The organism is Kitasatospora sp. MAP12-44 (assembly GCF_029892095.1).
In the GTDB taxonomy this organism is placed as follows: domain Bacteria; phylum Actinomycetota; class Actinomycetes; order Streptomycetales; family Streptomycetaceae; genus Kitasatospora.
The window spans coordinates 6,863,500-6,886,016 of sequence record NZ_JARZAE010000004.1; the positions used below are offsets into that span (position 1 = coordinate 6,863,500).

Consider the following 22,517-nt stretch of genomic DNA (forward strand, 5'->3'; position numbering starts at 1 on the left):
GTGGGATCCAATTCGAAGGGGTGATCGACCATGCGCCGAACCGAAGTTGACCCTGCGTCATCTCCACTGGCTGCCTTCGCGGTACAGCTCCGCAGGTCACGGGAGGCGAAGGGGCTCTCGCAAGTCGCTTTCGGGAAGCTGATCTGCTTCTCCGACAGCTGGGTGAGTTGCGTCGAAAGAGCTACCCGCGTTCCCACCCACTCCTTCGCGGTGAGCGCGGACCGGGTGCTGGAGACCGGCGGAACGCTGGAGCTCATGTGGTGGAACCTCAAGCACAGCGGCCTGATTGAGGGGTTCCCCGAGTACATGAGCAAGGAGGCCGAGGCGACAGTCATTCGACTGGTCGAGTTCCGGATGATCCCAGGACTGTTGCAGACGACTGAGTACGCGCAGGCTTGGGAGGCGGGCAACATCCGGCGTGGCAGTGCCACGCAAACTCAAGTCGACGACCGCGTAAGCATCCTGGCCGCGCGGCAGCGTCAACTGGATCGAGAGCCGGCACCGATCCTCCATGCGGTGGTTGACGAGGGCTGCCTGCTTCGCCCCATCGGCGGCTGTGCGGTCATGGCCCGACAACTCCGGCACTTGGAAAACCTGGCGCAACTCGCGAATGTGATCATCCAGGTATCCCCCTACAGCCTGGCGGCCGATCACCCGTTCACGCATCCGATGGTCCTGTTGACCATGTCCAATCGAGCGATGGTCGGCTACATGGAGACCGTGAAAAGGGGTTACCTGGAGCGCGACGCCGAAGAGGTCGGGACCTGGGACAGGGACTACGATCGACTTCAAATTGAAGCGCTCCCGCAGGCTGCATCCCTGAGCATGATCCGAGAGGTACGGAAGGAACTTGAGAGCCATGCAGGTTGACCTGACTAGCGCTCCCTGGCGCAAGAGCACTTACAGTAACGGGAGTGGCGGATGCGTCGAGGTGGCGGACGGCTATGCCGACCTCATGCCCGTCCGTGACTCCAAGGACCCTGAGGGCCCCGCGCTGGTATTCCCCGTTGCTTCCTTCGCTGCGTTCGTGGCGGGCGTCAAGGCGGGCGACTTCGGCGCCGTCTGACAAGAGGGGGCGGCGCAGCAGCGTCACCGGAGACTCAAGGCCGGCGGCGGGTGGCGACCACGGAGCTTAGGTCCGGGGCGAGGCGCAGTTCGGTGGCTCGTAGCGCCGGGTGCTCCAGCCAGTACAGGCGGGCGGTGTCCGGCTGGCCCTCGTGCAGCGGGGGCCAGGTGGTGGCGGGGGTGAAGTCGTCGATGACCACGGTGCCGTGGGCGGTGAGCAGCCGGACGGGATCGGCGGGTGGCTCGACTCCCTTGCCCTGGCCGCCGCCGTCGAGGACCAGCAGGTCGAACGGGCCGAGGCCGTACAGCTCGCTCCAGTCCCCGCAGACCACCTCGACGTGCGGCTGGTCGGCGAAGACCGCCGAGGCGACGGCGGCGCGGACCGGGTCGCGCTCGACGCTGATCAGCCGCACGCCGGGCGCAGCGCCGCTCGCCAGCCAGGCCAGGCCGACTCCGCAGCCGGTCCCGCTCTCGCCGATCAGTGCGCTCGCGCCGCCGGCCAACGCGCGGATCAGCAGGCCCTGTTCGGGGCGGCAGGAGTTCGCGAAGCCGTGCGCGTCGGCGGCCGCGAGTGCTCGCCGTACCAGTGGCGGGAGGTCGGCGGCGGCGTGGTGGGAGGCGGTGCCGTGCGTGGACATGAGGCCGGTCAGCCTGCGGTGGCGAGGAGTTCGGCGAGCAGGGCCTGGCCCTCGGGCCAACTGCCCATCGCGGAGTCACTGTTGATGTGGCCGAGCGAGCCGAGGGCGACCAGGCGCGAGCCCCAGCTCTCGGCGAACAGCCGGGAGCGCTCGGGGTCGGCGTAGGGGTCGTTGCTGCTGCTGACCACGATGCTGGGGAACGGCAGCGGCCGCAGTGGCACGGGCCGGAAGTTCTTCAGCTCGGCGATGTCCACCGTGTCGATGTCGGCGGGCGCGACCAGCAGCGCGCCGATCACCTGCCGGCCGATCACCTGCCCATCGCTCACCTGCCCAGCGAGCTGCTCCTGCCGGGTCGCCCAGTGGGCGACGGTGATGCAGCCGAGGCTGTGGGCGACCAGCACCACCGGGCCGGGCGGGGCCAGGGCGACTGCCCGGTCCAGGGTGGCGACCCAGCTGTCGAGTTGCGGAGCGTCCCAGTCCTCCTGCTCGACGCGCAGATAGGCGGGGTGCTCCTGCTCCCAGTGGCTCTGCCAGTGGGCGGGGCCCGAGTTCTGGTAGCCGGGCAGGACGAGAACGGTGGCGGTGTCGGTCACCCCCACAGTGTAACGATCTGATGGTCACCCAGGTCGGATGACATGTACAGACACCTCAAGGGCTGTCCCCGGGTCTTCCGCTGTTCACCCATCGCTGGAATCATCGCTTACCCGCAAGTAACTCCCCCTCGGTCCACCTCTCTGGAGGCCTTGTGTCCCCGATCTCCCGTCGCGCGCTGCTCGGTTCTGCCGCTGCCTCAGGCGCCGCGCTCGGCCTCGGTGCACTGCCCGGCACCGTCCAGCAGGCGCTGGCCGCTCCGGCGGTGCCCGGCACACTGGACGACGTCGAGCATGTCGTGGTGCTCATGCAGGAGAACCGCTCGTTCGACCACTACTTCGGCACCCTGAACGGCGTGCGCGGCTACGGCGACACCTCGCGGGTGCGCTTCCCGGGCGGCTCGGACGTGCTGCAGCAGAAGATGCTCGGCACGGTCGGCGGCACCTCGCTGCTGCCCTGGCACCTGGACACCTCCACCAGCGACGCCCAGCGGATCTTCGACCTGGACCACTCCTGGGCCGGCACCCACAGCGCGTGGGCCAACGGCCAGTACAACAACTGGATCCCGGCCAAGACCTGGTACACCATGGGCTACTACAACCGCCAGGACATCCCGTTCCAGTACGCGCTCGCGGACAACTTCACCGTCTGCGACCAGTACTTCTGCTCGGCGCTGACCTCCACCGACCCGAACCGGCTCTACCTCTGGTCCGGCATGATCGACCCGAACGGCACCGCCGGCGGCCCGGCCACCGACAACACCAAGAGCGGCTTCACCTGGACCACCTACCCGGAGCGGCTGCAGGCGGCCGGCATCTCCTGGAAGGTCTACCAGCAGCAGGACAACTTCGACGACAACGCGCTCGCCTGGTTCAAGTCGTTCCAGAGCGCCGCGACCGACTCGCCGCTCTACATCAACGGCATGGCCCGCCGGGGCGCCGACGACTTCGCCAACGACGTCGCCAACGGCACGCTCCCGGCGGTCAGTTGGGTGGTCGCCCCGACCGCGCAGTCCGAGCACCCCAACTACCCGCCGGCGCAGGGCGCGGACTTCACCTCCTCGTACGTGCTGCAGGCGCTGGCCGCCAACCCGGAGGTCTGGGCGAAGACCGTCGTGCTGCTCAACTACGACGAGAACGACGGCTTCTTCGACCACGTGGTACCCCCGGTGGCGCCGGACGGCACACCGGACGAGTTCGTGGCCGGCGTCCCGATCGGCCTCGGGCCGCGCGTGCCGATGATCGTCATCTCGCCCTGGAGTCGCGGCGGCAAGGTCAACTCCGAGGTCTTCGACCACACTTCGGTGCTGCGCTTCCTGGAGAACTGGACCGGCGTCAAGGAGACCAACATCTCCGCGTGGCGGCGCACCGTCTGCGGCGACCTGATGTCGGCCTTCGACTTCACCACCAGCAACCGGACCTTCCCCGCGCTGCCGGACACCAAGCAGCTGCTCGCCGACCTGGCCCAGCAGGACAAGCTGCTGCTGCCGCCGCTCTTCCCGCCGATCATCCAGCGGCAGCCGCAGGTCGAGCCGGGCGACCGCCCGTCGCTGCCGACCGGCTACCGCTTCGGCTCCTCCTCGCGCACCGACACCTCCACCGGCCAGCTCTGGATCACCTTGGACAACCTGGGCACGCTGGGCGCGGGCATCTCGATGTACGTGGTGAACTTCCGCCAGTTCGGCGCCTGGCGCTACACCCTGCCGGTCGGCGGCAGCGTCAGCGACTTCTTCAGCGCGCTCGGCGTCAGCGGCGGCCCGTACGACATCGACGCGCACGGACCGGACGGGTTCCTGCGCGGCTACAAGGGCGACGTCCGGACCTGGACCAACACCGCCAAGGGCCACCCGGAGGTCTCCTCGGTCGAGACCCCGGGCGGCGTGCAGATCACTCTCAGCAACCAGGGCAGCAGTCCGGTGGTCTTCACCATCGGCGTCAACTCGGCCTTCGGAGCGCCTTCTTCGACGCCCCGCACGGTCACCGTGCAGCCCGGCGGCAGCGCGCAGGACGCGCTCGTACCGACCGCCGCCGGACGGTACGACTACACGGTCACCGCCGACACCGGCGACGGCTTCGAGCGCCGCTTCGCGGGTCGCCTGCAGCCGTAGCCGTAGCCGTAGCCGTAGCCGTAGCCGCAGTGCTGCCTGCCCGAAAGGGCAAGCAGCACTGTCTCATTGGACAGCCCGGCGGCGGGCGGCCTCCCCGAGCGCGGCGAGGTCGAGGTCGCCGTCCCCGTGCGCCACGGCCGAGAGCAGCGCCCCGCGCAGCACCTCGCCGAACGGCAGCGGGACCCCGGCCTCGGCGCCCGCGTCCAGCGCGAGGCCGATGTCCTTGAGGCCGAGCGCGAGCCGGAACCCGGCCGGCTCGTACCGGCGTTCGGCGATCATCGCGCCGTAGCCGGAGTAGACCGGGCCGGGCAGGATGGTGCCGGTCAGGATCGCGAGCAGCTGTTCGGTAGCCAGCCCGGACGCCTCGGCGAGGGCGGCGGCCTCCGCGAACGCCTCGATCGCCGACACCAGCAGGAAGTTGGCGCTGATCTTGGCGACATTGGCCAACTCCGGCCGCTCGCCCAGCCGCCAGGTGGTGCGGCCCATCGCGTCGAACAGCGGCGCCACCCGGTCGATCAGCGAACTGGCGCCAGCGGCAATGATGTTGAGGTTCCCGGCCGCGGCCACGTCGGTCCGTCCGAGCACCGGCGCCGCGACATAGCCGATGCCGTGCCGGGCGTGCAGCTCGGCGGCTCGGACGGCCAGCGCCGGCGAGACGGTGGCCATGTTGACGTGCACCTCGGCCCCGGCGCCGGCCAGCAGCTCCTCGTCGAGCAGCAGCGACTCCACCGCGGCGTCGTCCGAGAGCATCGAGACCACGACCTCGTTGCGCAGCACCTCGGGCAGGCTGTCGGCAGCCTGCGCCCCGCGCCCGACCAGCGCCCGCACCGGCAGCGGCGAACGGTTCCAGACCTGCACCCGGTGACCTGCGGCGAGCAGCTGCCCCGCCATCTCCCGGCCCATGCTGCCAAGTCCGACGAATCCGACGTTCAACGAGGTCACTCCTCTGGCTGCTCTGACGATGCGTCCGCTCCCGATCGTAGCCAAATGACGCCCGCAGCGGCCCGCACGTCCCGGCAAGCCCCCTCCGCCCGCCCAAACCCCCCGCGTCAGGTCCGTACGGGTGGACTCGCCGAGCGGTGACCGCAGGCGCGCGGGGGGCGGGGTCGGAGCGGGTGGTGACGTTGGCGGGCAAGCTCCCCTCCCACCGGAAGAGACGCCTCCATGCGCCGTGCCCCCGCCCGCCGACTCGCCACCGCCCTGCTCGCCCTCGCCACCCTGGCTCCCCTCGCCCTGACCGCGTCCCCGGCGGTGGCCGCCCCGCCGCCGGCCGCCGGCCGAGGCGCCGCCTCCACCACCGACCCGTACGCGGACGACTGCCCGCCGCACGGCTTGGACCCCGAGCTGGTGGCCCGCATCGACGCGGCGATCGCCGGCGCCCAGCAGGAGACCGGCGTCCCCGGCGTGACCGTCGGCCTGTGGTTCCCCGGCAAGGGCAGCTACATCCGGTCGACCGGGGTGGCCAACACCGCGACCGGGGCGCCGATGAAGCCCGACCTCAACATGCGGATCGGCAGCGAGACCAAGACCTTCACCGCCACCGCCGTCCTGGAGCTGGTCGACGAGGGGCTGGTCGGGCTGGACGATCCGATCGCCAAGTACCTGGACGGCGTCCCCGACGGCCAGAACATCACCATCCGTCAGGTGCTGGAGATGCGCAGCGGCCTGTTCTCGTACAGCGCCGACCCGGACTTCGTCCAGGCGTTTCTCAGCGACCCGACCCGCCCGTTCACCCCGCAGGAGCTGCTGGCGTACGCCTTCAAGCACCCGAACGTCTTCCCCCCGGGCACGCAGTTCCAGTACTCCAACACCAACTACATCCTGCTCGGCCTGCTCGTCGAGAAGCTCGGGAAGATGCCGCTCGCCGACTTCATCCACCAGCGGGTCACCGGGCCGTCCCACCTGGACCACACGCTCTTCCCGCAGGGCGCCGAGTTCCCCAAGCCGCACGCGCACGGGTACACCAACCAGACGCTGAGCGGTGCGATCGCCGACTCCACCCACTGGAACCCGAGTTGGGGCTGGGCGGCCGGCGCGATGATCTCCGACCTGCACGACCTGCACCACTGGGCCAAGGACGTCGCCACCGGCACCCTGCTCTCCCGGGCCACCCAGGAGCAGCGGGAGAACTTCATCCCCGTACCGGGTTTCGACGGCGCGGGGTACGGCCTGGGCCTGTTCAACACCCACGGCTGGATCGGCCACAACGGCTCGCTGCCCGGCTACGAGAGCGTGACGATGTACCTGCCGGAGCAGAAGGCCACGATGGTGATCCTGATCAACACCGACATCCTGTACCAGGGCTCTGAGCCGAGCACCGTGATCGCCAACGCGGTCACCTCCGTCGTCACCCCGGACCACATCTACCAGCTCCCGGCCGAGGGCTGACCGCGGAACAGCGCTGCTGAGAGTACGTCATGAGTCCGTAACAGCCGGCTTCCAGGCCGGGGGCAACGGGGTGGTGTGCGGCTAGCATCACCCCGTTGACCTGGACCTATGACGGGGGAGAGCGATGAGTACGGGTGCTGGGACGCTGCTGACCAGACGGCGGCTGCTGTGGGCGGGCGGGGCGGTCGGCGGGCTCGCGGTGCTCGGGGCCGGCGCGGGCACCGCGATGGCGGAGGACCTGCTGCCGGGCGGGGTGACGCTGCGTCGGGCGATCGGGCTGACCGGGCCGGACGGCAGCGTGCCGCAGATCGCCCCCGGGCCGATGACCGACGAGCTGGTCGCCTCGGCCGCCCGCGGCAAGTCGGTGCGCCTGATCACGATGACCCCGCCCGGTACGGCCCGGCCCGGCGCGCTGCCGGTGGCGGTGGTGCTGCACGGGCGCGGCGCCGACGCGCAGGCGATGGTGCAGCTCGGGATGCCGCAGTTCCTGGCGACGGCGGTGGCGGCCGGGGCGCCGCCGTTCGCGCTGGTCGCGGTGGACGGCGGCGACGCGAGCTACTGGCACCGCCGGACGGCGGGCGACGATCCGCAGCGGATGCTGCTCGACGAACTGCCCGGCTGGCTGGCCGCCCGCGGCTTCGCCACCGCACGGGCCGGCGCGAAAGCGGGCGCGACAGCGGGCTCGGTCAGCGGCGCGCTCGGCATCTCGATGGGCGGCTCGGGCGCGCTGCGCTACGCGCGCGGCCGCGGCGCGGGCTTCGGCCCGGTCGCGCTGCTGAGCCCGGCGCTCTTCCGCGACTGGGCCGACGCCCGGACGGTCGACGGCTTCGACTCCGAGCCGGACTGGCGCGAGGACGAGCCGCTGCTCCACCTCGACCAGCCGCACGGCGCGCCGCTGGCCCTCTGGTGCGGCACCGAGGACCCGTTCTGCCCCGCCGCCCGCCAACTCGCCGCCCAGGGCGGCGTCAGCCAGGCGCACTTCCCGCGCGGCGAGCACACCGACGGCTTCTGGCGGCGGGTGCTCCCGGCGGCGATGGACTTCCTGGGCCACGCGCTCACCGTCCCTCGACAATGAGCGTGTCCCGACCCGGCCGGGCTGGGACGATGAGCGGGTGACCCAGCCGACCCAGCCGACCGATCTGCCCGCCGCCCTCGCCGCCCTGCGCTCCGCGCTGGGGCCGTCCGGGGTGCTGGACCCGTCCGATCCGGCGGCCGGCTTCGTCCGCGACGAGCGCGGACTGCTGCCCGCCCACCCGGCGGCCGTGCTGCGGCCGCGCGACACCGCGCAGGTGGCCGCCGCCGTCCGGGTCTGCGCCCGGTACGGCGTGCCAGTGGTGCCGTTCGCGGGCGGCACGGGGCTGGTCGGCGGCGCCATGCCGCTGGGGACGGGTGAGCAGGTGGTGCTCAGCGTCCGCGCGCTGGACCGGATCCGCTCGGTCGACCCGGCCGACTTCGCGCTCACCGCGGAGGCCGGCTGCATCGTCGCCGACGTCCAACAGGCCGCAGCCGAGGCCGGGTTGCTCTTCCCGCTGCGGCTCGCCTCGGAGGGCAGCTGCCGGATCGGCGGCACGATCGCCACCAACGCGGGCGGCAGCAACGTGCTGCGCTACGGGATGACCCGCGACCTGGTGCTCGGCCTGGAGGCGGTGCTGCCGGACGGCCGGATCTGGCACGGGCTGCGCGCGTTGCGCAAGGACAACTCCGGCTACGACCTCAAGCAGCTGCTGATCGGCTCGGAGGGTACCCTCGGCATCGTCACCGCCGCCACCCTGCGGCTCTTCCCGCTCCCGCGCCACCGCGCGGTGGCGCTGCTCGCGCTGCCAGACCTTGCCGTACTCACCGAACTGCTCTCCTGCGCACGTGAGTTGCTGGAGGACAAGCTCACTGCGCTGGAACTGTTCACCCGCATCGGACTTGACCTCCTGATCGACCAAGTCCCGGGAACGAAGGACCCGTTCGGCGCGCCACACCCGGCCTACCTGCTGGTGGAGGCCACCGCCACCAGGGACGCCGACGGACTCGCCGCCCTGCTGGAGCGGTTCCTCACCGAGGCGAGCGAACGGGGGCTGGTCGCCGACGCCGTACCGGCCCTGGACCGGCCGCAGGCCCAGGCCCTGTGGCGACTTCGCGAGTCGCTGCCGGAGGCGGAGAAGCGCGCGGGCGGCGCGATCAAGCACGACCTCGGCGTGCCGCTGGGCGCCATCGCCGACTTCATCATGGCGGCGGAGCGTCGACTGGCGGAGCGGCATCCCGAGCTGACGGTGAACGCCTTCGGCCATGTCGGCGACGGCGGCGTGCACTTCAACGTGCTGCTGCGGGAGGGGATCGACCGGGCGGAGATCTCGGCGCTGCTCTTCGAGCTGGTGGCGGAGTTCGGGGGCAGCATCAGCGGCGAGCACGGCATCGGGGTGCTCAAGGCCGACGCCCTGCCGGGCACCAGGTCGCCGGTCGAACTCTCACTGCTGCGCGCCGTGAAGGCCGCTCTCGACCCGCAGGGCATCATGAACCCCGGCAAGCTGCTGACGTGAGTCCGGACCTTAACCCCGGGCGAGCAGGCGGGTGCTCGCGTAGTCCGCGAAGACGGGGCCGGCCGCGGCCGCGTCGGCGTCGGGCGCCGTGCCGCCGGGCTTGAGCGTGCCGGACACCGAGTAGTAGGTGTAACGGCCGATCGTGCCATGGGTGTTGGCGCAGCCGGCGGCAGTGCAGAAGGAGACCGCACCCGTCGGCACCAGGCCCTGCAGCTGACCCTTGCTCGCCTGCTGCGCGGCGGTCGCCTGCTCCTTGCCGGCGAACACCGCGACGCCGACGGTCACCGCGCCGGCGCCGCTGGCGTAGGTCGCGCGCAGCACGGTCTGGCAGTTCTGCGCGGCCAGGACGTTGCCGAGCCCGCCGGTGGTGGCCTTCCAGCACGGGGTGACGGAGTCCAGCGCCATCCGGGTCCAGATCCTGCCGCCGGAGGAGAGGGTGCCGGCGGCGAAGAGCGCGGCGGGGTCCAGCGGGGCGGTGTCGGTACGGGCGTCGGAGATCAGCGTCAGCGGGTCGGCGGGCGTGCTGGGGCCGGTGGCGGGGCTGGGGCTCGCGCTGGTGCTCGCGCTCGTTGGGGGAGTGCGGCCGCCGACCGCGTCGATCGCGGTGCTGGCGCCGCCCGTTCGGCTGCCGTGGCCGGAGCCGCCGCTCACCACGACCGCCGTCACGGTGATCGCGGCCACGGCCGCCGTCGCCACCCCGCCGGCTGTCAGCAGCCGGAGCCGCTTGCGCCGCCGGGTGTCCCGGTCGTGGCGCTCCGCCAGGGCCGCCCAGTCGGGCTCGGCGGTCGCGGGCTGTTCTCTCTGCGGCCAGTCGGTCATGGTCCGGAAGCCTAGAACACGCCTCGAACGCCCCGGGGCCCGGGCTCGACGGGCGCCGCCGCCGTACCCGGGCCCCGGGGCTCAGAGCTCAGAGCCCCGGAGCTCAGGGCTCATGGCTAGGAGATCGAGAAGTCGTCGCCGAAGACGTTGCCCTGCGCGTACCAGCCGTGCAGGTAGACGGTGACGGTGCCCGAGGCGCCCGTGGTGAACGGGACCGAGAGCTTGGTCCAGCTGCTCCCCGAGGCCCAGGTGGAGCCGGTGGCGCCACCGCTGACACCCAGGTAGGCGTAGTTGCCCTGGACCCAACCACTCAGCGTGTAGGCGTGGTTGGGCGCCAGGGTGACGCTCTGGTCGCACTCGCCGGTCTGGCTCGCGGTCGGTGTGACCTGGAGCGCGTGGCTGCCGGAGTGGACGGGGGTGGAGACCACCGCGCCGCCCGGCTGGCAGGTCCAGGGGCTCAGGCTGCCGCTCTCGAAGCCGCCGTTGACCAGGCCGCCGCCACCGCCGGTGCCACCGGTGACGGTGAGGGTGTAGGTGGCGGAGTGGCTGCCGGAGGCGGCGGTGCCGGTGACGGTCAGCGGGTAGCTGCCGGCCGGAGTGCCGGCGCTGGTGGTGACGTTCAGCGTGGCGGAGGCGCCGGCGGTGACGCTGGTGGGGCTGAGGGTGGCGGTGACGCCTGCGGGTGCGCCGGAGACCGTCAGTGCGACGCTCTGCGCGCTGCCGGAGGTGACCGCCGTGCTCACGGTGGCGCCGGCCGAGCCGCCCGCGCTGACCGAGCCGCCGGCCGGGGAGGCGCTCAGCGAGAAGTCGTTGGCCGTTGTGCCGCCGCCGCTGGTGAACGGCTCCAGGGCGTGGCTGAAGTCCCAGGTGCCCTGCGCGATGCCGGAGCAGGTGTCGGAACCGGCCGTGCCGACGGTGCAGTTGCCGTTGTCGCGCTCCAGCGCCCAGAAGGCGAGCGTGTTGAGGCCCTTGCCGGTGGCCCACTGCTGCACCGCGGCGGCGTCCGCGACGGTGGTGGTCTCGGCGGTGCCGTAGTCGTCGACGCCGGGCATCAGGGTGACGCCGATCGAGCCCCACAACTGGGCGGCCGTCTTCGCCGGGTAGAGCGAGGCGAGTTGGTTGTACGTCCCGGTGGCCGCGCTCTCGGCGTCGTTGGCCATCTCGTGGGTGGCGCCGTCGTAGTAGTCGAAGGTCATCACGTTGACGACGTCGATCCGGGCGTTGTTGCTGACCGCGTTCTTCAGCACGTTGAGCCCGCTGTCGGCCAGGCCGCTGGTGGTGGTGGGCAGCGTGTAGGAGAACTGGACGGTGCGGTTGTTGGCCGCGGCCCAGTCCTCGACCACCTTGATCGCCTTGTTGCGGCGGTCGATGCCGGCCGTGTTGGTCAGCGAGTTGTCCTCGGTGTCGAGGTCGATCCGGCTGACGTTGTAGGTGGTGATGACGCTCTCGTACGCGGCGGCGATCGAGTTGACGTCGGTGCAGCTGTCGGCGATCTCGGTGCCGCCGTTGTCGGCCGCGTAGCCGCCGAAGGACGGGATGACGTCGCCGCCGCCCGCCCGGATGCTGCTGATCGCGGCGCCGTACTGCGCGGTGGCGATCGGGGTGCTGGTGCTGCCGTTCCAGTACGGGGTGCAGGAGCCCTTGGTGGCGGCCTGGATGAACGCCATCGTCAGGTACTTGTTGCCGGACTGCGCGGCCAGCGCGGCCGGGTCGTCGCTGCTGTAGGCCTCGAAGTAGGGGGCGAAGACGTGGCTGGGCAGCGGGGTGCCGGTGGCGGCCTGGGCGGCGGCGCCGGTGCCCACCAGCAGGCCGGCCGAGGCGGCCAGCGTGCAGCCGGCGGTCAGCAGGGCCTGGATGGATCTGTGAAGTCGCATGCAGTGCTCCAGCAGATGTGGGGGGATGGGTGGGCGGAGACCGAGTGCAGGGGAGCCGAGTGCGGGGGAGCCGAGCCCATGTTTGGACTAGACCAGTGATCTGTCAAGAGTCCTAACAGTCCGCCGCCGGCCCCCGGAGCGCCCGGTGGCACTCCGTACCGGACGTCTGGCACTCGGTGAGCGCCCGGGTGACACCTGCCACAGGCCCCGGCCGTCCACGATCGCGGATCGTCGCTGCGATCGCCTCCGCCGCAGGGATTCCCCGGCCCGGCCTGCCTGACCTGCTATCGGGCGTCGTAGGAGCGCTGTTTGCCGCCCGACCGGCGGCCACGTTAAACCTGGACGAGTCGCCAAGCGCGCCGCCCCGCACCGGTCTCCTGCCGGTGCCACTTGTTCCGGTGGAGCGCCTCCCTATGGCACCGACCGAGATCGGGGTGCCGACGGCCACCGACGCGCCATCACAGCGCGCGGCTCGCAGCCGCGCTGCCGCTCTACTGCTGTGCGCCCGGGGCCCGAAACGACCGAACGAGGTAAAGCAGCATGCGCAGCGCCCTGATGTCCACCGTGCGTCGACGATCCTCCGTGCTGGTCGGCTCCGCAGGCCTGGCCACCCTCTGTGCCGTCTCCGCCGTGGCGCTCGCGCTCCCCACCGACAGTGCCACCGCCGACGCCCCGAGCGTCACCGTCGCCGAGGGCCACCCCGGGGCCCTCAAGCTCTCGCTGGACACCGCGGGCCGCTCGGCGGACGCCGGCACGCTCGGCGCCGCGCCGTACCTGCAGCCCGCCCCGGGCGGCGCCGGCCACACGGTGAACGCCGCGCAGTACCTCACGCCGGCCGAGTCCAAGCCCGCCACCCCGGCGGAGCAGCCCGCTCCGGCTCCGGCTCCCGCTGAGCAGCCCGCGCCGGCCGCCCCTGCTGCGGCTCCCGCTCCCGCTCCTGCCCCGGCTCCCGCCCCGCAGCAGCCCGCGCCCGCCCCGGTGGTCGCCACCAACACCAGCCCGAGCGGCGTCCGCGCGCTGGCCCAGAGCATCGTGCCGGCCGGCCAGTGGGCCGCCTTCAGCAACATCGTGAGCCACGAGAGCAGCTGGAACTTCCAGGCCACCAACCCGTCCTCCGGCTCCTACGGCCTGGGCCAGGCGCTGCCGGCCGGCAAGATGGCCTCGGCCGGCTCCGACTGGCGCACCAACCCGGTGACCCAGATCAAGTGGACGCTGAGCTACATGAACGAGCGCTACGGCAGCCCGAACGCCGCCTGGTCCTTCTGGCAGGCCCACAGCTGGTACTGATCCAGCCGGTACTGATCCAGCGCGCAGCGAGCCCCGCACCGCCGTCCCCCTCGGGCGGCGGTGCGGGGCTCTGGCGTCTGCCGAATGCGCCAGGGGGATGCTGGTTCAGCTCAGGCCGCTGGCCTTCACCCAGTCCTTGGCGACCGCCGAGGGGTCGTCCTTGTCGATCGACACCTTCTTCATCAGCGCCAGCAGCCCGGGGGTGTCCAGCTTCGCCGAGACCGCGTTCAGCGTGTCGGTGACCGTCTGGTTCACGCCGGCCTTGTAGACCAGCGGCGTCACGTTCTGCGCGCCGAACAGGTCCTTGGGGTCGGTGAGCGTCACCAGGCCGAGCGAGCTGATCCGCGGGTCGGTGGTGAAGACGTCGCCGACCTGGAGCGAGCCGTCCTTGAGTGCGTTGGCGGTGGTGTCCGCGGTCGGCTTCCAGTCCTTGAAGGTCAGCCCGTAGACGTCCTTGAACTGCTGCTCGCGCCGCGACTTGAACTCCGGCTCGCCGCCGATGGTGAAGTTCGCCGCCTGCGCCGCCAGGTCCGGGATGCTCTTCAAGTTGTACTTGGCGGCGGTGGCCTGACTGACCGTCAGGGAGTCCTTGTCCTCGGCGGTGGAGGGGTTGAGCAGCTCCAGCGAGGACGGCAGGTCCTTCAGCAGCGCCGCGTCGACGTCGGCGGCGGTGCTGGCGGTCGACTTGGCGTCCAGGTACTGCAGCAGCCCGCCGTTGTACTCCGGCAGGATGGTCAGGTTGCCGCTCTGCAGTTGCCCGTAGATCACCTCCCGGCTGCCGATGTTGAACTTCTCGTCGACCTTGATGCCCTTGGCCTGCAGCGCCTGCGAGTAGATCGAGGCGAGCAGCACGTTCTCGGGGTAGTTCGCCGAGCCGATCGTCACCGTCGATCCGCTGCCGGTGGCCTGGGAGGCGCCACCGCCCAGCGGGTCGCTCTTGGACGAGCTGCACGCCGTGGCGGCCAGGGCGATGGCCGCCATCAGGACGAGGGAGGTGGTGGCGCGGGAGCGCGAAGACATGGTGTGGTGTCCTTTCCGGGGACAGTCAGAAGAGTGGAGTTCAGAGCCGCCGCTACTGCCGCTTGCGCAGTCCGGCGGGCAGCGCGAACCGGCTGAGCGCCGCGAAGAGCAGCTGGGCCGCCACCGCGAGCAGCACCACCAGCAGCGCGCCGCCGACGGTGAGCGGGAAGTCACGGGTGGCAAGACCGTCGATCACATACCGGCCGAGCCCGCCCAGGCCCACGTAGGCGGCCACCGTCGCGGTGGCGATCACCTGCACGGTGGCGGTGCGCAGGCCGGCCAGCAGCGCGGGCAGTGCGGACGGGACGCAGACCTGCCACAGGACTTGACGGTGCGTCAGCCCGATGCCACGCGCCGCGTCCCGCAGGTCCGGATCGGTGCCGCGGACGCCTTCGCAGGCCGCCACCAGCAGCACCGGCGCGGCCAGCGCGACCAGCGGGACCAGCACGGCGGTGTCGCCGACCCCGGCGAGCAGCACGGTGAGCGTGACCAGGCCGAGCGTCGGCAGAGCGCGCGCGGTGCCGCTGAGCGCCGTCACCAGCGCGGCGCCGCGGCCGCTGTAGCCGATCAGCAGGCCGAGCGGGATGGCCAGCAGGGCGGCATAGCAGAGCGCCTCACCGGAGAGCGTCAGATGCTCGCCCACCCGGTGCAGGATCGAGTCCGGGCCGCTTCGCCGGTCGGGCGAGTTGAAGAAGTCGGAGATCCAGGAGAGCCAGTTCATCGCCGCACCGCCGTCTCGCGCCCGGCCCACGGGGCGAGCAGCCGGCGGGCCAGCAGCAGCACGCCGTCGGTGACCAGGGCCAGCAGGGCCACCAGCACGATCCCGGCCACGATCGGGGTCGGGAAGGTGCGCTGGAAGCCGTCGATGAAGAGGTAGCCGAGCCCGCCGCGCCCGATCAGCGCGCCGACGCTGGCCAGCGAGATGCTGGAGACCGCGGCCACCCGGAGGCCGGCCACCACGTACGGTACGGCCGAGGGGAGTTCGACCGCGGTCAGCCGGCGCCAGGGGCCGTAGCCCATCGCGGTGGCGGCCTGCCGGACCGGCTCCGGCACCGCGCGCAGCCCGTCCACCGTGGTCGGCAGCAGCACGGCCAGCGCGTAGCAGGTCAGCGGGATCATCACGGTGGCCTGGGTGGCCAGGCCGGTGTACGGGATGAGCACCACGAAGACCGCCAGTGAGGGGAGCGCGTAGACCACGTTGAAGGTCGCGGCCAGCGGCTGGTAGAGCCGCGGGAGGCGGGTGCAGAGCAGTCCCAGCGGCAGCGCGAGCAGCAGGCCGAGCAGCACGGGGACCAGTGAGATCACCGCGTGGTCGACCAGCAGGCCCCACAGGTAGCCGAGATGGTCGCCGATCCAGTACCAGCGGACCAGGGGCTCACCGTCCATGGCCGGCCTCGTCCCCGGCCGCGTCCTCGACGTCGGCGTTGTCCCTGACCTCGACCTCGTCCTTCGACAGGTTCAGCGGGCGGGCGTGCAGCGCGTCGAGGGCGTCCAGTACGGCCGCCCGCGGCGCGATGCCGACGGCCCGGCCGTCCGCGTCCACCGCGACGGCCGCGCCGACCGGTGACAGCACGGTGGCGTCCAGCGCGGTGCGCAGGGTGTCCACGGCCGGGTCGAAGACGCTCGGCGTCCGATGCTCGCCGTGGCCCGTCCAGCCGGTCGGCCGTCCGTCCTCGTCCAGCTCCAACGTCCAGCCCGCGAAGGGCTCCTGGAGCGGCGTGAGGGCGATCGAGTCGGCCGTGCGCAGGCCGAGCCCGCGCAGGCCCCGGTCGCGGCCCAGGAAGGCGGCCACCTGCTCGTCGGCCGGTGCGGACAACAGAGTTGCCGGATCGGCGACTTGACCGATCCTGCCGTGCTCGCGCAGCACCACGATCTGGTCGCCGAGTCGGACGGCCTCCTCGATGTCGTGCGTCACGAAGAGCACCGTCTTGTTCAACTCGGACTGCAGGCGCAGTAGTTCGTCCTGGAGTCCGGCGCGCACCACCGGGTCGACGGCGCTGAACGGTTCGTCCATCAGCAGCAGCGGCGGATCGGCGGCCAGCGCCCGCGCCACCCCGACCCGCTGCTGCTGGCCGCCGGAGAGCTGGAACGGGTAGCGCTTGGCGGTCTCCGGTGCCAGGCCGACCAGTTCGAGCATCTCCATCGCCCGGGCCCGGGCCTTCCTGCGGTCCCAGCCCAGCAGATAGGGCACGGTGGCGATGTTGTCGAGCACCTTGCGGTGCGGGAAGAGTCCGGCCTGCTGGATCACGTACCCGATGCCGCGGCGCAGCTTGGCCGCCTCCAGCTCGGTGACGTCCGTGCCGTCCAGCAGCACCCGGCCCGAGGTCGGCTCCACCATCCGGTTGACCATCCGCAGGATGGTGGTCTTGCCGCAGCCGGACGGACCGACCAGCACGGTGGTCCGCCCGGCAGGCACGGTGAGGTCCAGGCCCTCGACGGCTATCGTGCCGTCGGGGTGGCGCTTGCCGGCGCCGTCGAATCTGATCACGGAAAGTTCCTAGCTGTGGTGCCCGCGGGCACCGGTCGGGTGAAGCCTCGTCGGGGCGGAGCCCCGCCGCACGGTTCCCGCCTCGGAGCGGCGGGAAACCCCTGATCGGTGATCAGTGACGGATCTGACTCGCCGGTCCGGGCCGGCCGGCATCACTCCAGCGGTGCCCCCGGCTCGGTGGGCAGCCCGGCCTCGGCCCAGGCGACGAAGCCGCCGTCCAGGTCGGTCGCCTTGTGCAGCCCCAGCTCGCGCAAGGAGGCGGCGGCCAGGCTGGAGGCGTACCCCGCCGAGCAGAGCACGATCACCGGCAGGTCGTACCCGGTCGCCTCGGGGAGCCGGTGACTGCCCGTCGGGTCCAGCCGCCACTCCAGCACATTGCGCTCGATCACCAGCGCGCCGGGGATCTGCCCCTCGGCCGCCCGCTGCGCGGCCGGGCGGATGTCCACCAGCAGCGCACCCGCCAGTTGGGCCTGCCGGGTCTCCTGCGGCCCGGGCCGGTGCACGCCCGCCCGCGAACGCGCCACCAGGTCGTCGACACTCACCACTGCTCCGGTCCTTCCACCGCGGTGCGCCGCAGGCCGCTGGCGCGCAGTTCGTAGAGCGCCATCTCGCCGAGCGGCGGAGAGTACGCGTGGATGGTGACCGCCGGGCCCGCGGCGGTGTTGCGGACGTCGTGCAGGAACTCCGGCCCGAACGCGCGGACGTCGCCCGCGCTCAGCCGACGGGTGTGCAGCTCGCCCTCCGGCCCGCCGAGCGACAGCTCCTCCAGCTCGCCCAGCGCCACGGTGAAGGCGCCACGGGAGCCGCCGTGATCGTGGAACCCGGTGGACTGCCCGGGCAGCCAGCTGATCAGCCACACCTCGTGGTCGTCCGCCAGGCGCAGCCGCTGGTACCAGCGCTCGTCGACCGACAGGCGGACCAGGTGGATCCACTCGGCCGGCCGCTCGGCCAGCTCGGCCACCAGGACGCGCAGTTCAGCGGGCGTCAGCGCGGGCACGCCGGGGGATTCGAGGGCGCCGGGCGCGACGGGGACGACGGTGGCAACGGGGCTGACAGGGGACTGGGCCGGCGGATCGGTCTGGGCCGGCGCGAGGTCGACGCTCATCTGAGGTCCTCACGAGGGAAGCGGAGTGCGCCCACCGGACACGCCGCCGACGTACGGGACGTCGCGGGTCGCCAGCAGACAGGACGGGTGCGTGGGGAGAGCAGCCGTGCGCCCTGGCAGTGGTCACAGGGGGCGGGGCCGGCGGAAGTTCAGCGGCAGCAGGCACACATGTCGCTCGCCTGGCGTCGCAGATCGACGTGCAGGCGGCAGACGAGAGCGGTGCCGTGTTCCATGCTGTGATCCTCGTCGACCGGCTACCGGGGAGTCAAGCGAGGTCCACCATCCGGAGTGGCGCCACGTGGGCCGCTTGGTCGCGCCCTCCCCCGTCACCGTCACTGGCAACGACACCGGCGCCGGTGACGGGGGAGGAGGTGTCCTCGCCTTCCGTCATCGGCGCCGGTGTCGTGATCCGTACTGGTCGGTCTCAGTTGTTCTGCGCGGCGTCCGAGTCGGCCGCCGAGGCGGCGCTTTCAGCGGCGTCGACCTTCTGCTGCATCTCGTTGAGCTGCTGGTCGGCGCTGCTGCCGGCGGCCGGGGCCGTGGCCGAGCCGGTAGCGGTGGCGGCCGGGGGTGTGGCTGCCGGCGGGGTGGCGGTGCCCGCGCCGCCGCCGCAGGCGGTCAGGGTCAGTGCGGCGATGGCCACCGCGACGGCGGCGAGGGCGCGCCTCACTGGGCGGCCGGCGTGGAGGTGGTGGAGCCGAAGTTCTGGGTGGAGCACCAGCCGGCCACCGACTTGAGGTCGCTCTGGCGGGTCTGCAGGGTCGGGACCAGGCTCTTGCGGAAGGTCAGCCGGTCGTTGAGGTAGGTGTAGACCTCCGTCTGGCCGGCGGTCTTGGCGTTGTCGACGCGCTGCTGCAGGCGGGCGATCGAACCGGCCTCGGTGACCGGGCCGTTGAGCCGGGTCAGCGAGTGGTCGATGCGCTGCTGGAGCTTGGGCAGGCGCTTGCAGATGCTGCGGGCACCGTCGCCCTTGGGGGCGGGGAGCGTCTTGGCGGACGGCGCCGCCGCCGGGGCGGCGTCGGCCTGGGCGGGGGCGGCGGTCGCGAGCAGCGCGCCGCTGAGGGCGAGGGCGCCGAGCGTGGCAGCCGCCTTGCGGTACGAGGTCATGACGGGTTCCTCCGGGTCTCTCCTGGGCAGGTCCGACGGGGCTGTGTACCGCCCCGTCGGTCCGGAGAGTAGAGAGGCTCTTTGTGGATTCCTTGTGGGTCTCCGGAGGGCGCTCGGAGACCCGTCAGCCGGAGGGGGCCGCGCCGATCCAGTCCCGGCGGGCCGGCAGGGCGACCGTGTTGGCGTCGGAGGAGATCAGCGGCAGCCGCACCTCCATTCGGCAGCCCCGCCCGTCCGGCGGTGTCGAGACGGTCACCGTGCCCCGGTGCAGGGCGACTTGCTGCGCGACCAGGGTCAGTCCGAGGCCCGATCCGGGGCTGTCCCGGCGGCGGTGGAAGCGGTCGAAGACGGCCGCCCGGTCCTGCGGGGCGATGCCGGGGCCGCTGTCGTCGACGGTGAGCACCGCCTGCCCGTCCTGGCGGTCCAACCGGACGGCGATCCGGGCTGGTTGGCCGGGCGCGTGGCCGTGCACGGCGGCGTTGGCCAACAGGTTGTCGCAGACGATCCGCAGTCCGGCCTCCCAGCCGAACACCCTGATGCCGGAGGCGAGTTCCGGGTAGCTGCCGGGGTCGATCCGGGGCTGCGGACTGAAGTCGACGGCGATCTCCGGGCGCCGCCGGTGCAGTTCGGCCACCGCGGCGGCGGCCGGCTCGGCCAGGTCCAGCGGGCCGAAGGCCTCCACCTCCACCAGGTCGCCGCGCGCCAAGGTCCGTAGCGCGGTGAGCAGTTCGAGCATCCGGCGGTGGTCGCCGCGCAAGTCGGCCAGGATGTCGGCCCGTTCGGCGGCGGACAGCTCGGGGTGCGCGGTCAGCACGTCGAGATTGGTCTGCAGGCTCATCAGCGGCGTGCGCAGCTCGTGCGAGGCGGCGGCGGAGAACGAGCGTGCGGTCTCCAGCGCCTGGGCGGTCCGCTCGGCCTGCTCGTCGTAGCGGGCCAGCACGCTCTCCAGGACGGCGGCGAGGTCGTCGATGTCGCCGACCCCGGTGCGTTCGTGGCCGAAGCCGGCCGCGCCGGCCCGCGGGTCCAGCGCCGCCGCGCGGCGGCCGAGCCGGCGCAGCGGGGCGGTGGCTCGCCCGGCCACCGCAAGCGCGATCAGGCCGGAGACCGGCGCCGCGAGCAGCGCGATCAGCAGCACCCGGCCGCGTACGGCCTGCACCTGCGGGTCGGTGACGGAGGTCGGGACGAAGACCCAGAGGGTGCCCGGGGTGGCGCCGTTGACCCGGACGGCCAGCACCCGCCAGCTGCGCGCCGCCGCGTCGGCCGCGCCACCGCCGGCCGCCGCGCGGCCGCGTACGGTCGTCACCCCCCGCGCCCGGCGCGGGGAGGCCGACAGCGTCGCCCGGCTGCGGGCCGCCCTGGGTGACCAGGGTGCCGTTGGCGTCGGCCACCCGGACGCCGACGTCCGACGCCGAGTCCAGCAGTTTGCGGTGCTGGTTGGCCTCGACCTGGGGGCGGCCCGCCCGGTCGGCGTTGAGCAGCGTCCGGGCGTCCGGCAGGGCGGCGGCCGCCCGGTCCTGCAACCGGCTGTCCTGCTGGTTGCGCAGGTCGTGGGTGACCAGGCCGAGCAGCGCGGCGTCGGCGCCGAGCACCAGCAGCGGCACGGTCAGGGCGGTGCAGAGCGCGATGCGCGTGGCGAGTCTCATCCGTGCGCCCCCGGGACGCGCAGCACGAAGCCGACCCCGCGCACGGTGTGGATCAGCCGGGGCCGGCCGCCCTCCTCCAGCTTGCGCCGCAGATAGCTGACGAAGGTGTCCACCGCGTCCGTCCGGACGTCGAAGTCGTAGCCCCAGACGCGGTCGAGCAACTGGTCGCGGGTGAGCACCAGTCCGGCGTTGCGGGCCAGCTGCTCCAGCAGTTCGAACTCGCGGCGGGTCAACTGCACCGGGACACCGTCCCGATGGACCTCGCGGGTGTCCGGGTTGATCTCCAGCGGCCCGGCTCGCAGCAGACCGGCGACGGCCGGCGGGCGGCGGCGCAGCAGCGCGTGCAGCCGCAGCACCAGCTCCTCCAGGGCGAACGGCTTGACCAGGTAGTCGTCCGCGCCGGCCTGCAGGCCCGCCACCCGGTCGGCCAGCTCGTCCAGCGCGGAGAGCATCAGCACGGGGGTGTCGGTGCCCTGCTCGCGCAGCCGCCGGCAGACCTCGGTGCCGCTGAGGTCGGGCATCGAGACGTCGAGCACCAGCACGTCGGGGGGCTCGGCGGCGATCTGCTGCAGGGCGGCCAGGCCGCCGTCGGCCGAGCGGACGGCGAAGCCGCTCAGCCGCAGTCCGCGCTCCAGCGATCGGCGGATCGCGGCATCGTCGTCCACCACCAGGACCCGTCCGGTGCTCTCGCCGCTGCCCATCGCCGCTCCTTCCAAGGCGTGCAAGGGATCCGGGGGCCTGGCCGGCCGCCGGGGCGCCTACGGTCGCATGCGCGGATGAGAGGCTTTCTCATGCACATCATCGGGGGAGCGGGCCCAGGCAACCGGGCGGGCCGTCCGCTGCGTCTACCAACGCGTACCGGTGCGCACCGAGGCCCGGGTTACGAGCACCACCGGAGGGCAGGAGAAGCATCATGGGCATCCTCAGCTGGATCATTCTGGGCCTGGTCGCCGGGGCCATCGCCAAACTGCTGCTGCCGGGGCGCGACCCGGGCGGCGTGATCGTCACCACGCTGATCGGCATCGCGGGGTCGTTCGTCGGGGGCTGGCTCTCCTCGCACTTCCTGCACAAGTCGGTGGCCACCCACTTCTTCGACCTCAAGACCTGGGGCGCGGCCATCGCCGGCTCGTTCGTGCTGCTGGTCGCCTACCGGCTGGTCTTCGGCAACTCCCGTCGCTGAGAGCGCTGTTGGCGGTCGGTGAGGCTGCCCCCCGGCAGCCTCACCGACCCCGTCAGGACGGCCGCACGGCGGCTACCCATGCGGGCAGCCCCTCGCGGGCCGTCAGCCAATGGGCCGGGACGCCGCCAGTGCGGCGGCCAGCGCCACGGCGACCGCGCCGGCCGCGGCCTCGGGGTGGGCGTGGGTGGTCAGCGCGGAGAGCCGGGCCTGCTCGGCGACGGCCGCCAGGTCGTCGGCGAACCAGGCGCCCAGCGGGGCGACCCGCATCGCCGCGCCGTTGCCGTGCGAGCCCTGGCCACCGAACATCCCCGAGGTGACGGCCCGCCAGTCGGCTCCCTCCTGGACGGCGCGCAGCACCTGGTGCATCGACGGGCCGTACTTGCGGCCGTAGTGGGCGGTGTACTCGGCCGCGAAGCCGGCGGCGAGTTCGTCCTGGTGGATCCCGCCGTGCCGGACCAGGTGCCCGACGAGCACCAGCGCCATGGCGGAGTCGTCGGTCCAGTGCCAGGGCGCCGGCCGCACCAGCCGCGCGGCCAGGGCGGCCGCCGCCTCGTCCGGCGCCACGGAGAACCAGCGGTCACCGAAGGCGTCGCCGAGGGTCAGCCCCTGCAGGCTGTCGAGTGCGGCGACGGGGGCGGTGTACACGTTGTCCTCCGAGTGAGAATGACTTGGGCGCG

At 72.5% G+C, this 22,517-nt stretch carries 24 protein-coding genes; 8 read left to right on the top strand and 16 right to left on the bottom strand.

What is annotated here, in order from left to right:
* Window positions 1–30 precede the first annotated feature (30 nt).
* Together P3T34_RS31205 and P3T34_RS31210 are read left to right on the top strand one after the other, a co-directional pair.
* Window positions 31–870: a helix-turn-helix transcriptional regulator gene (locus tag P3T34_RS31205; RefSeq protein WP_280669386.1), complete on the top strand. Its 840-nt coding sequence runs from the start codon at window positions 31–33 to the stop codon at window positions 868–870.
* Window positions 860–1,066, top strand: coding sequence for a DUF397 domain-containing protein (locus P3T34_RS31210; RefSeq protein WP_280669387.1), 207 nt, complete (start codon window positions 860–862; stop codon window positions 1,064–1,066). Before P3T34_RS31205 ends, P3T34_RS31210 begins: the two co-directional genes overlap by 11 nt.
* 34 nt (window positions 1,067–1,100) lie before the next feature.
* On the opposite strand, the gene P3T34_RS31215 is transcribed toward P3T34_RS31210, so the two are convergent.
* Together P3T34_RS31215 and P3T34_RS31220 are read right to left on the bottom strand one after the other, a co-directional pair.
* Window positions 1,101–1,703 carry a class I SAM-dependent methyltransferase gene (locus tag P3T34_RS31215; protein WP_280669388.1) on the bottom strand — a complete coding sequence of 201 codons (603 nt, stop codon included), beginning with the start codon at window positions 1,701–1,703 and terminating at the stop codon, window positions 1,101–1,103.
* A gap of 8 nt (window positions 1,704–1,711) precedes the next feature.
* Window positions 1,712–2,296 carry an alpha/beta hydrolase gene (locus tag P3T34_RS31220; RefSeq protein WP_280669389.1) on the bottom strand — a complete coding sequence of 195 codons (585 nt, stop codon included), beginning with the start codon at window positions 2,294–2,296 and terminating at the stop codon, window positions 1,712–1,714.
* Between the two features lie 152 nt (window positions 2,297–2,448).
* Between P3T34_RS31220 and P3T34_RS31225 the strand changes: the two genes are divergently transcribed.
* Window positions 2,449–4,401, top strand: coding sequence for a phospholipase C, phosphocholine-specific (locus P3T34_RS31225; protein WP_280669390.1), 1,953 nt, complete (start codon window positions 2,449–2,451; stop codon window positions 4,399–4,401).
* A 63-nt stretch (window positions 4,402–4,464) separates the two neighbouring features.
* Here the strand turns inward: P3T34_RS31225 and P3T34_RS31230 are convergent, their stop codons facing one another.
* Window positions 4,465–5,334, bottom strand: a complete 870-nt coding sequence (locus P3T34_RS31230; RefSeq protein WP_280669391.1) for an NAD(P)-dependent oxidoreductase — start codon at window positions 5,332–5,334, stop codon at window positions 4,465–4,467.
* Between the two features lie 231 nt (window positions 5,335–5,565).
* Between P3T34_RS31230 and P3T34_RS31235 the strand changes: the two genes are divergently transcribed.
* The 3 genes from P3T34_RS31235 to P3T34_RS31245 all read left to right on the top strand — a co-directional run bounded on the left by P3T34_RS31235 (window position 5,566) and on the right by P3T34_RS31245 (window position 9,317).
* Entirely contained in the window at window positions 5,566–6,789 is a 1,224-nt protein-coding gene (locus P3T34_RS31235) for a serine hydrolase domain-containing protein (protein WP_280669392.1), read from the top strand.
* 124 nt (window positions 6,790–6,913) lie between these two features.
* Window positions 6,914–7,864: an alpha/beta hydrolase-fold protein gene (locus P3T34_RS31240; protein WP_280669393.1), complete on the top strand. Its 951-nt coding sequence runs from the start codon at window positions 6,914–6,916 to the stop codon at window positions 7,862–7,864.
* Window positions 7,865–7,901: 37 nt separating this feature from the next.
* A complete protein-coding gene (locus P3T34_RS31245) occupies window positions 7,902–9,317 on the top strand; it encodes an FAD-binding oxidoreductase (protein ID WP_280669394.1) in 1,416 nt (471 codons plus the stop codon).
* Between the two features lie 9 nt (window positions 9,318–9,326).
* On the opposite strand, the gene P3T34_RS31250 is transcribed toward P3T34_RS31245, so the two are convergent.
* Together P3T34_RS31250 and P3T34_RS31255 are read right to left on the bottom strand one after the other, a co-directional pair.
* Entirely contained in the window at window positions 9,327–10,136 is an 810-nt protein-coding gene (locus tag P3T34_RS31250; protein ID WP_280669395.1) for a hypothetical protein, read from the bottom strand.
* A 116-nt stretch (window positions 10,137–10,252) separates the two neighbouring features.
* Entirely contained in the window at window positions 10,253–12,010 is a 1,758-nt protein-coding gene (locus P3T34_RS31255; RefSeq protein WP_280669396.1) for a carbohydrate binding domain-containing protein, read from the bottom strand.
* Between the two features lie 540 nt (window positions 12,011–12,550).
* Here P3T34_RS31255 and P3T34_RS31260 point away from each other — a divergent pair.
* Window positions 12,551–13,297, top strand: a complete 747-nt coding sequence (locus P3T34_RS31260; protein WP_280669397.1) for a transglycosylase SLT domain-containing protein — start codon at window positions 12,551–12,553, stop codon at window positions 13,295–13,297.
* A gap of 105 nt (window positions 13,298–13,402) precedes the next feature.
* On the opposite strand, the gene P3T34_RS31265 is transcribed toward P3T34_RS31260, so the two are convergent.
* From P3T34_RS31265 to P3T34_RS31310, 10 genes are all read right to left on the bottom strand, one after another.
* A complete protein-coding gene (locus P3T34_RS31265) occupies window positions 13,403–14,317 on the bottom strand; it encodes an ABC transporter substrate-binding protein (protein WP_280669398.1) in 915 nt (304 codons plus the stop codon).
* A gap of 52 nt (window positions 14,318–14,369) precedes the next feature.
* On the bottom strand, window positions 14,370–15,038 hold the full coding sequence (locus P3T34_RS31270; RefSeq protein WP_280669399.1) for an ABC transporter permease: 669 nt from the start codon (window positions 15,036–15,038) through the stop codon (window positions 14,370–14,372).
* Window positions 15,035–15,703 (bottom strand): ABC transporter permease, encoded by a 669-nt coding sequence (locus P3T34_RS31275; RefSeq protein ID WP_280669400.1) that lies wholly within the window; start codon window positions 15,701–15,703, stop codon window positions 15,035–15,037. Before P3T34_RS31275 ends, P3T34_RS31270 begins: the two co-directional genes overlap by 4 nt.
* Window positions 15,693–16,805, bottom strand: a complete 1,113-nt coding sequence (locus tag P3T34_RS31280) for an ATP-binding cassette domain-containing protein (protein ID WP_280669401.1) — start codon at window positions 16,803–16,805, stop codon at window positions 15,693–15,695. The genes P3T34_RS31275 and P3T34_RS31280 overlap by 11 nt, the downstream gene beginning before the upstream one ends.
* Window positions 16,806–16,957: 152 nt before the next feature.
* Complete coding sequence (locus P3T34_RS31285; RefSeq protein WP_280669402.1) at window positions 16,958–17,350, bottom strand: rhodanese-like domain-containing protein; 393 nt, start codon at window positions 17,348–17,350, stop codon at window positions 16,958–16,960.
* Window positions 17,344–17,910, bottom strand: coding sequence for a cysteine dioxygenase family protein (locus tag P3T34_RS31290; protein ID WP_280669403.1), 567 nt, complete (start codon window positions 17,908–17,910; stop codon window positions 17,344–17,346). The genes P3T34_RS31285 and P3T34_RS31290 overlap by 7 nt, the downstream gene beginning before the upstream one ends.
* Window positions 17,911–18,334: 424 nt before the next feature.
* Window positions 18,335–18,580, bottom strand: coding sequence for a hypothetical protein (locus P3T34_RS31295; RefSeq protein ID WP_280669404.1), 246 nt, complete (start codon window positions 18,578–18,580; stop codon window positions 18,335–18,337).
* Window positions 18,577–19,017: a hypothetical protein gene (locus P3T34_RS31300; RefSeq protein WP_280669405.1), complete on the bottom strand. Its 441-nt coding sequence runs from the start codon at window positions 19,015–19,017 to the stop codon at window positions 18,577–18,579. Before P3T34_RS31300 ends, P3T34_RS31295 begins: the two co-directional genes overlap by 4 nt.
* 124 nt (window positions 19,018–19,141) lie before the next feature.
* Window positions 19,142–20,320 (bottom strand): HAMP domain-containing sensor histidine kinase, encoded by a 1,179-nt coding sequence (locus P3T34_RS31305; protein ID WP_280669406.1) that lies wholly within the window; start codon window positions 20,318–20,320, stop codon window positions 19,142–19,144.
* A 336-nt stretch (window positions 20,321–20,656) separates the two neighbouring features.
* Window positions 20,657–21,361 carry a response regulator transcription factor gene (locus tag P3T34_RS31310; RefSeq protein WP_280669407.1) on the bottom strand — a complete coding sequence of 235 codons (705 nt, stop codon included), beginning with the start codon at window positions 21,359–21,361 and terminating at the stop codon, window positions 20,657–20,659.
* 212 nt (window positions 21,362–21,573) lie between these two features.
* Between P3T34_RS31310 and P3T34_RS31315 the strand changes: the two genes are divergently transcribed.
* Window positions 21,574–21,840 (top strand): GlsB/YeaQ/YmgE family stress response membrane protein, encoded by a 267-nt coding sequence (locus P3T34_RS31315; RefSeq protein WP_280669408.1) that lies wholly within the window; start codon window positions 21,574–21,576, stop codon window positions 21,838–21,840.
* 102 nt (window positions 21,841–21,942) lie between these two features.
* On the opposite strand, the gene P3T34_RS31320 is transcribed toward P3T34_RS31315, so the two are convergent.
* The gene (locus tag P3T34_RS31320) at window positions 21,943–22,485 is read right to left on the bottom strand and encodes an ADP-ribosylglycohydrolase family protein (RefSeq protein WP_280669409.1); all 543 of its coding nucleotides are present in this window, start codon (window positions 22,483–22,485) and stop codon (window positions 21,943–21,945) included.
* Window positions 22,486–22,517 lie beyond the last annotated feature (32 nt).

Coding starts and splice junctions, on each gene's coding strand:
- P3T34_RS31205 (WP_280669386.1), top strand. CDS start 31: ATGCGCCGAACCGAAGTTGACCCTGCGTCATCTCCACTGGCTGCCTTC.
- P3T34_RS31210 (WP_280669387.1), top strand. CDS start 860: ATGCAGGTTGACCTGACTAGCGCTCCCTGGCGCAAGAGCACTTACAGT.
- P3T34_RS31215 (WP_280669388.1), bottom strand. CDS start 1,703: ATGTCCACGCACGGCACCGCCTCCCACCACGCCGCCGCCGACCTCCCG.
- P3T34_RS31235 (WP_280669392.1), top strand. CDS start 5,566: ATGCGCCGTGCCCCCGCCCGCCGACTCGCCACCGCCCTGCTCGCCCTC.
- P3T34_RS31240 (WP_280669393.1), top strand. CDS start 6,914: ATGAGTACGGGTGCTGGGACGCTGCTGACCAGACGGCGGCTGCTGTGG.
- P3T34_RS31250 (WP_280669395.1), bottom strand. CDS start 10,136: ATGACCGACTGGCCGCAGAGAGAACAGCCCGCGACCGCCGAGCCCGAC.
- P3T34_RS31255 (WP_280669396.1), bottom strand. CDS start 12,010: ATGCGACTTCACAGATCCATCCAGGCCCTGCTGACCGCCGGCTGCACG.
- P3T34_RS31260 (WP_280669397.1), top strand. CDS start 12,551: ATGCGCAGCGCCCTGATGTCCACCGTGCGTCGACGATCCTCCGTGCTG.
- P3T34_RS31265 (WP_280669398.1), bottom strand. CDS start 14,317: ATGTCTTCGCGCTCCCGCGCCACCACCTCCCTCGTCCTGATGGCGGCC.
- P3T34_RS31270 (WP_280669399.1), bottom strand. CDS start 15,038: ATGAACTGGCTCTCCTGGATCTCCGACTTCTTCAACTCGCCCGACCGG.
- P3T34_RS31275 (WP_280669400.1), bottom strand. CDS start 15,703: ATGGACGGTGAGCCCCTGGTCCGCTGGTACTGGATCGGCGACCATCTC.
- P3T34_RS31290 (WP_280669403.1), bottom strand. CDS start 17,910: ATGAGCGTCGACCTCGCGCCGGCCCAGACCGATCCGCCGGCCCAGTCC.
- P3T34_RS31300 (WP_280669405.1), bottom strand. CDS start 19,017: ATGACCTCGTACCGCAAGGCGGCTGCCACGCTCGGCGCCCTCGCCCTC.
- P3T34_RS31310 (WP_280669407.1), bottom strand. CDS start 21,361: ATGGGCAGCGGCGAGAGCACCGGACGGGTCCTGGTGGTGGACGACGAT.
- P3T34_RS31315 (WP_280669408.1), top strand. CDS start 21,574: ATGGGCATCCTCAGCTGGATCATTCTGGGCCTGGTCGCCGGGGCCATC.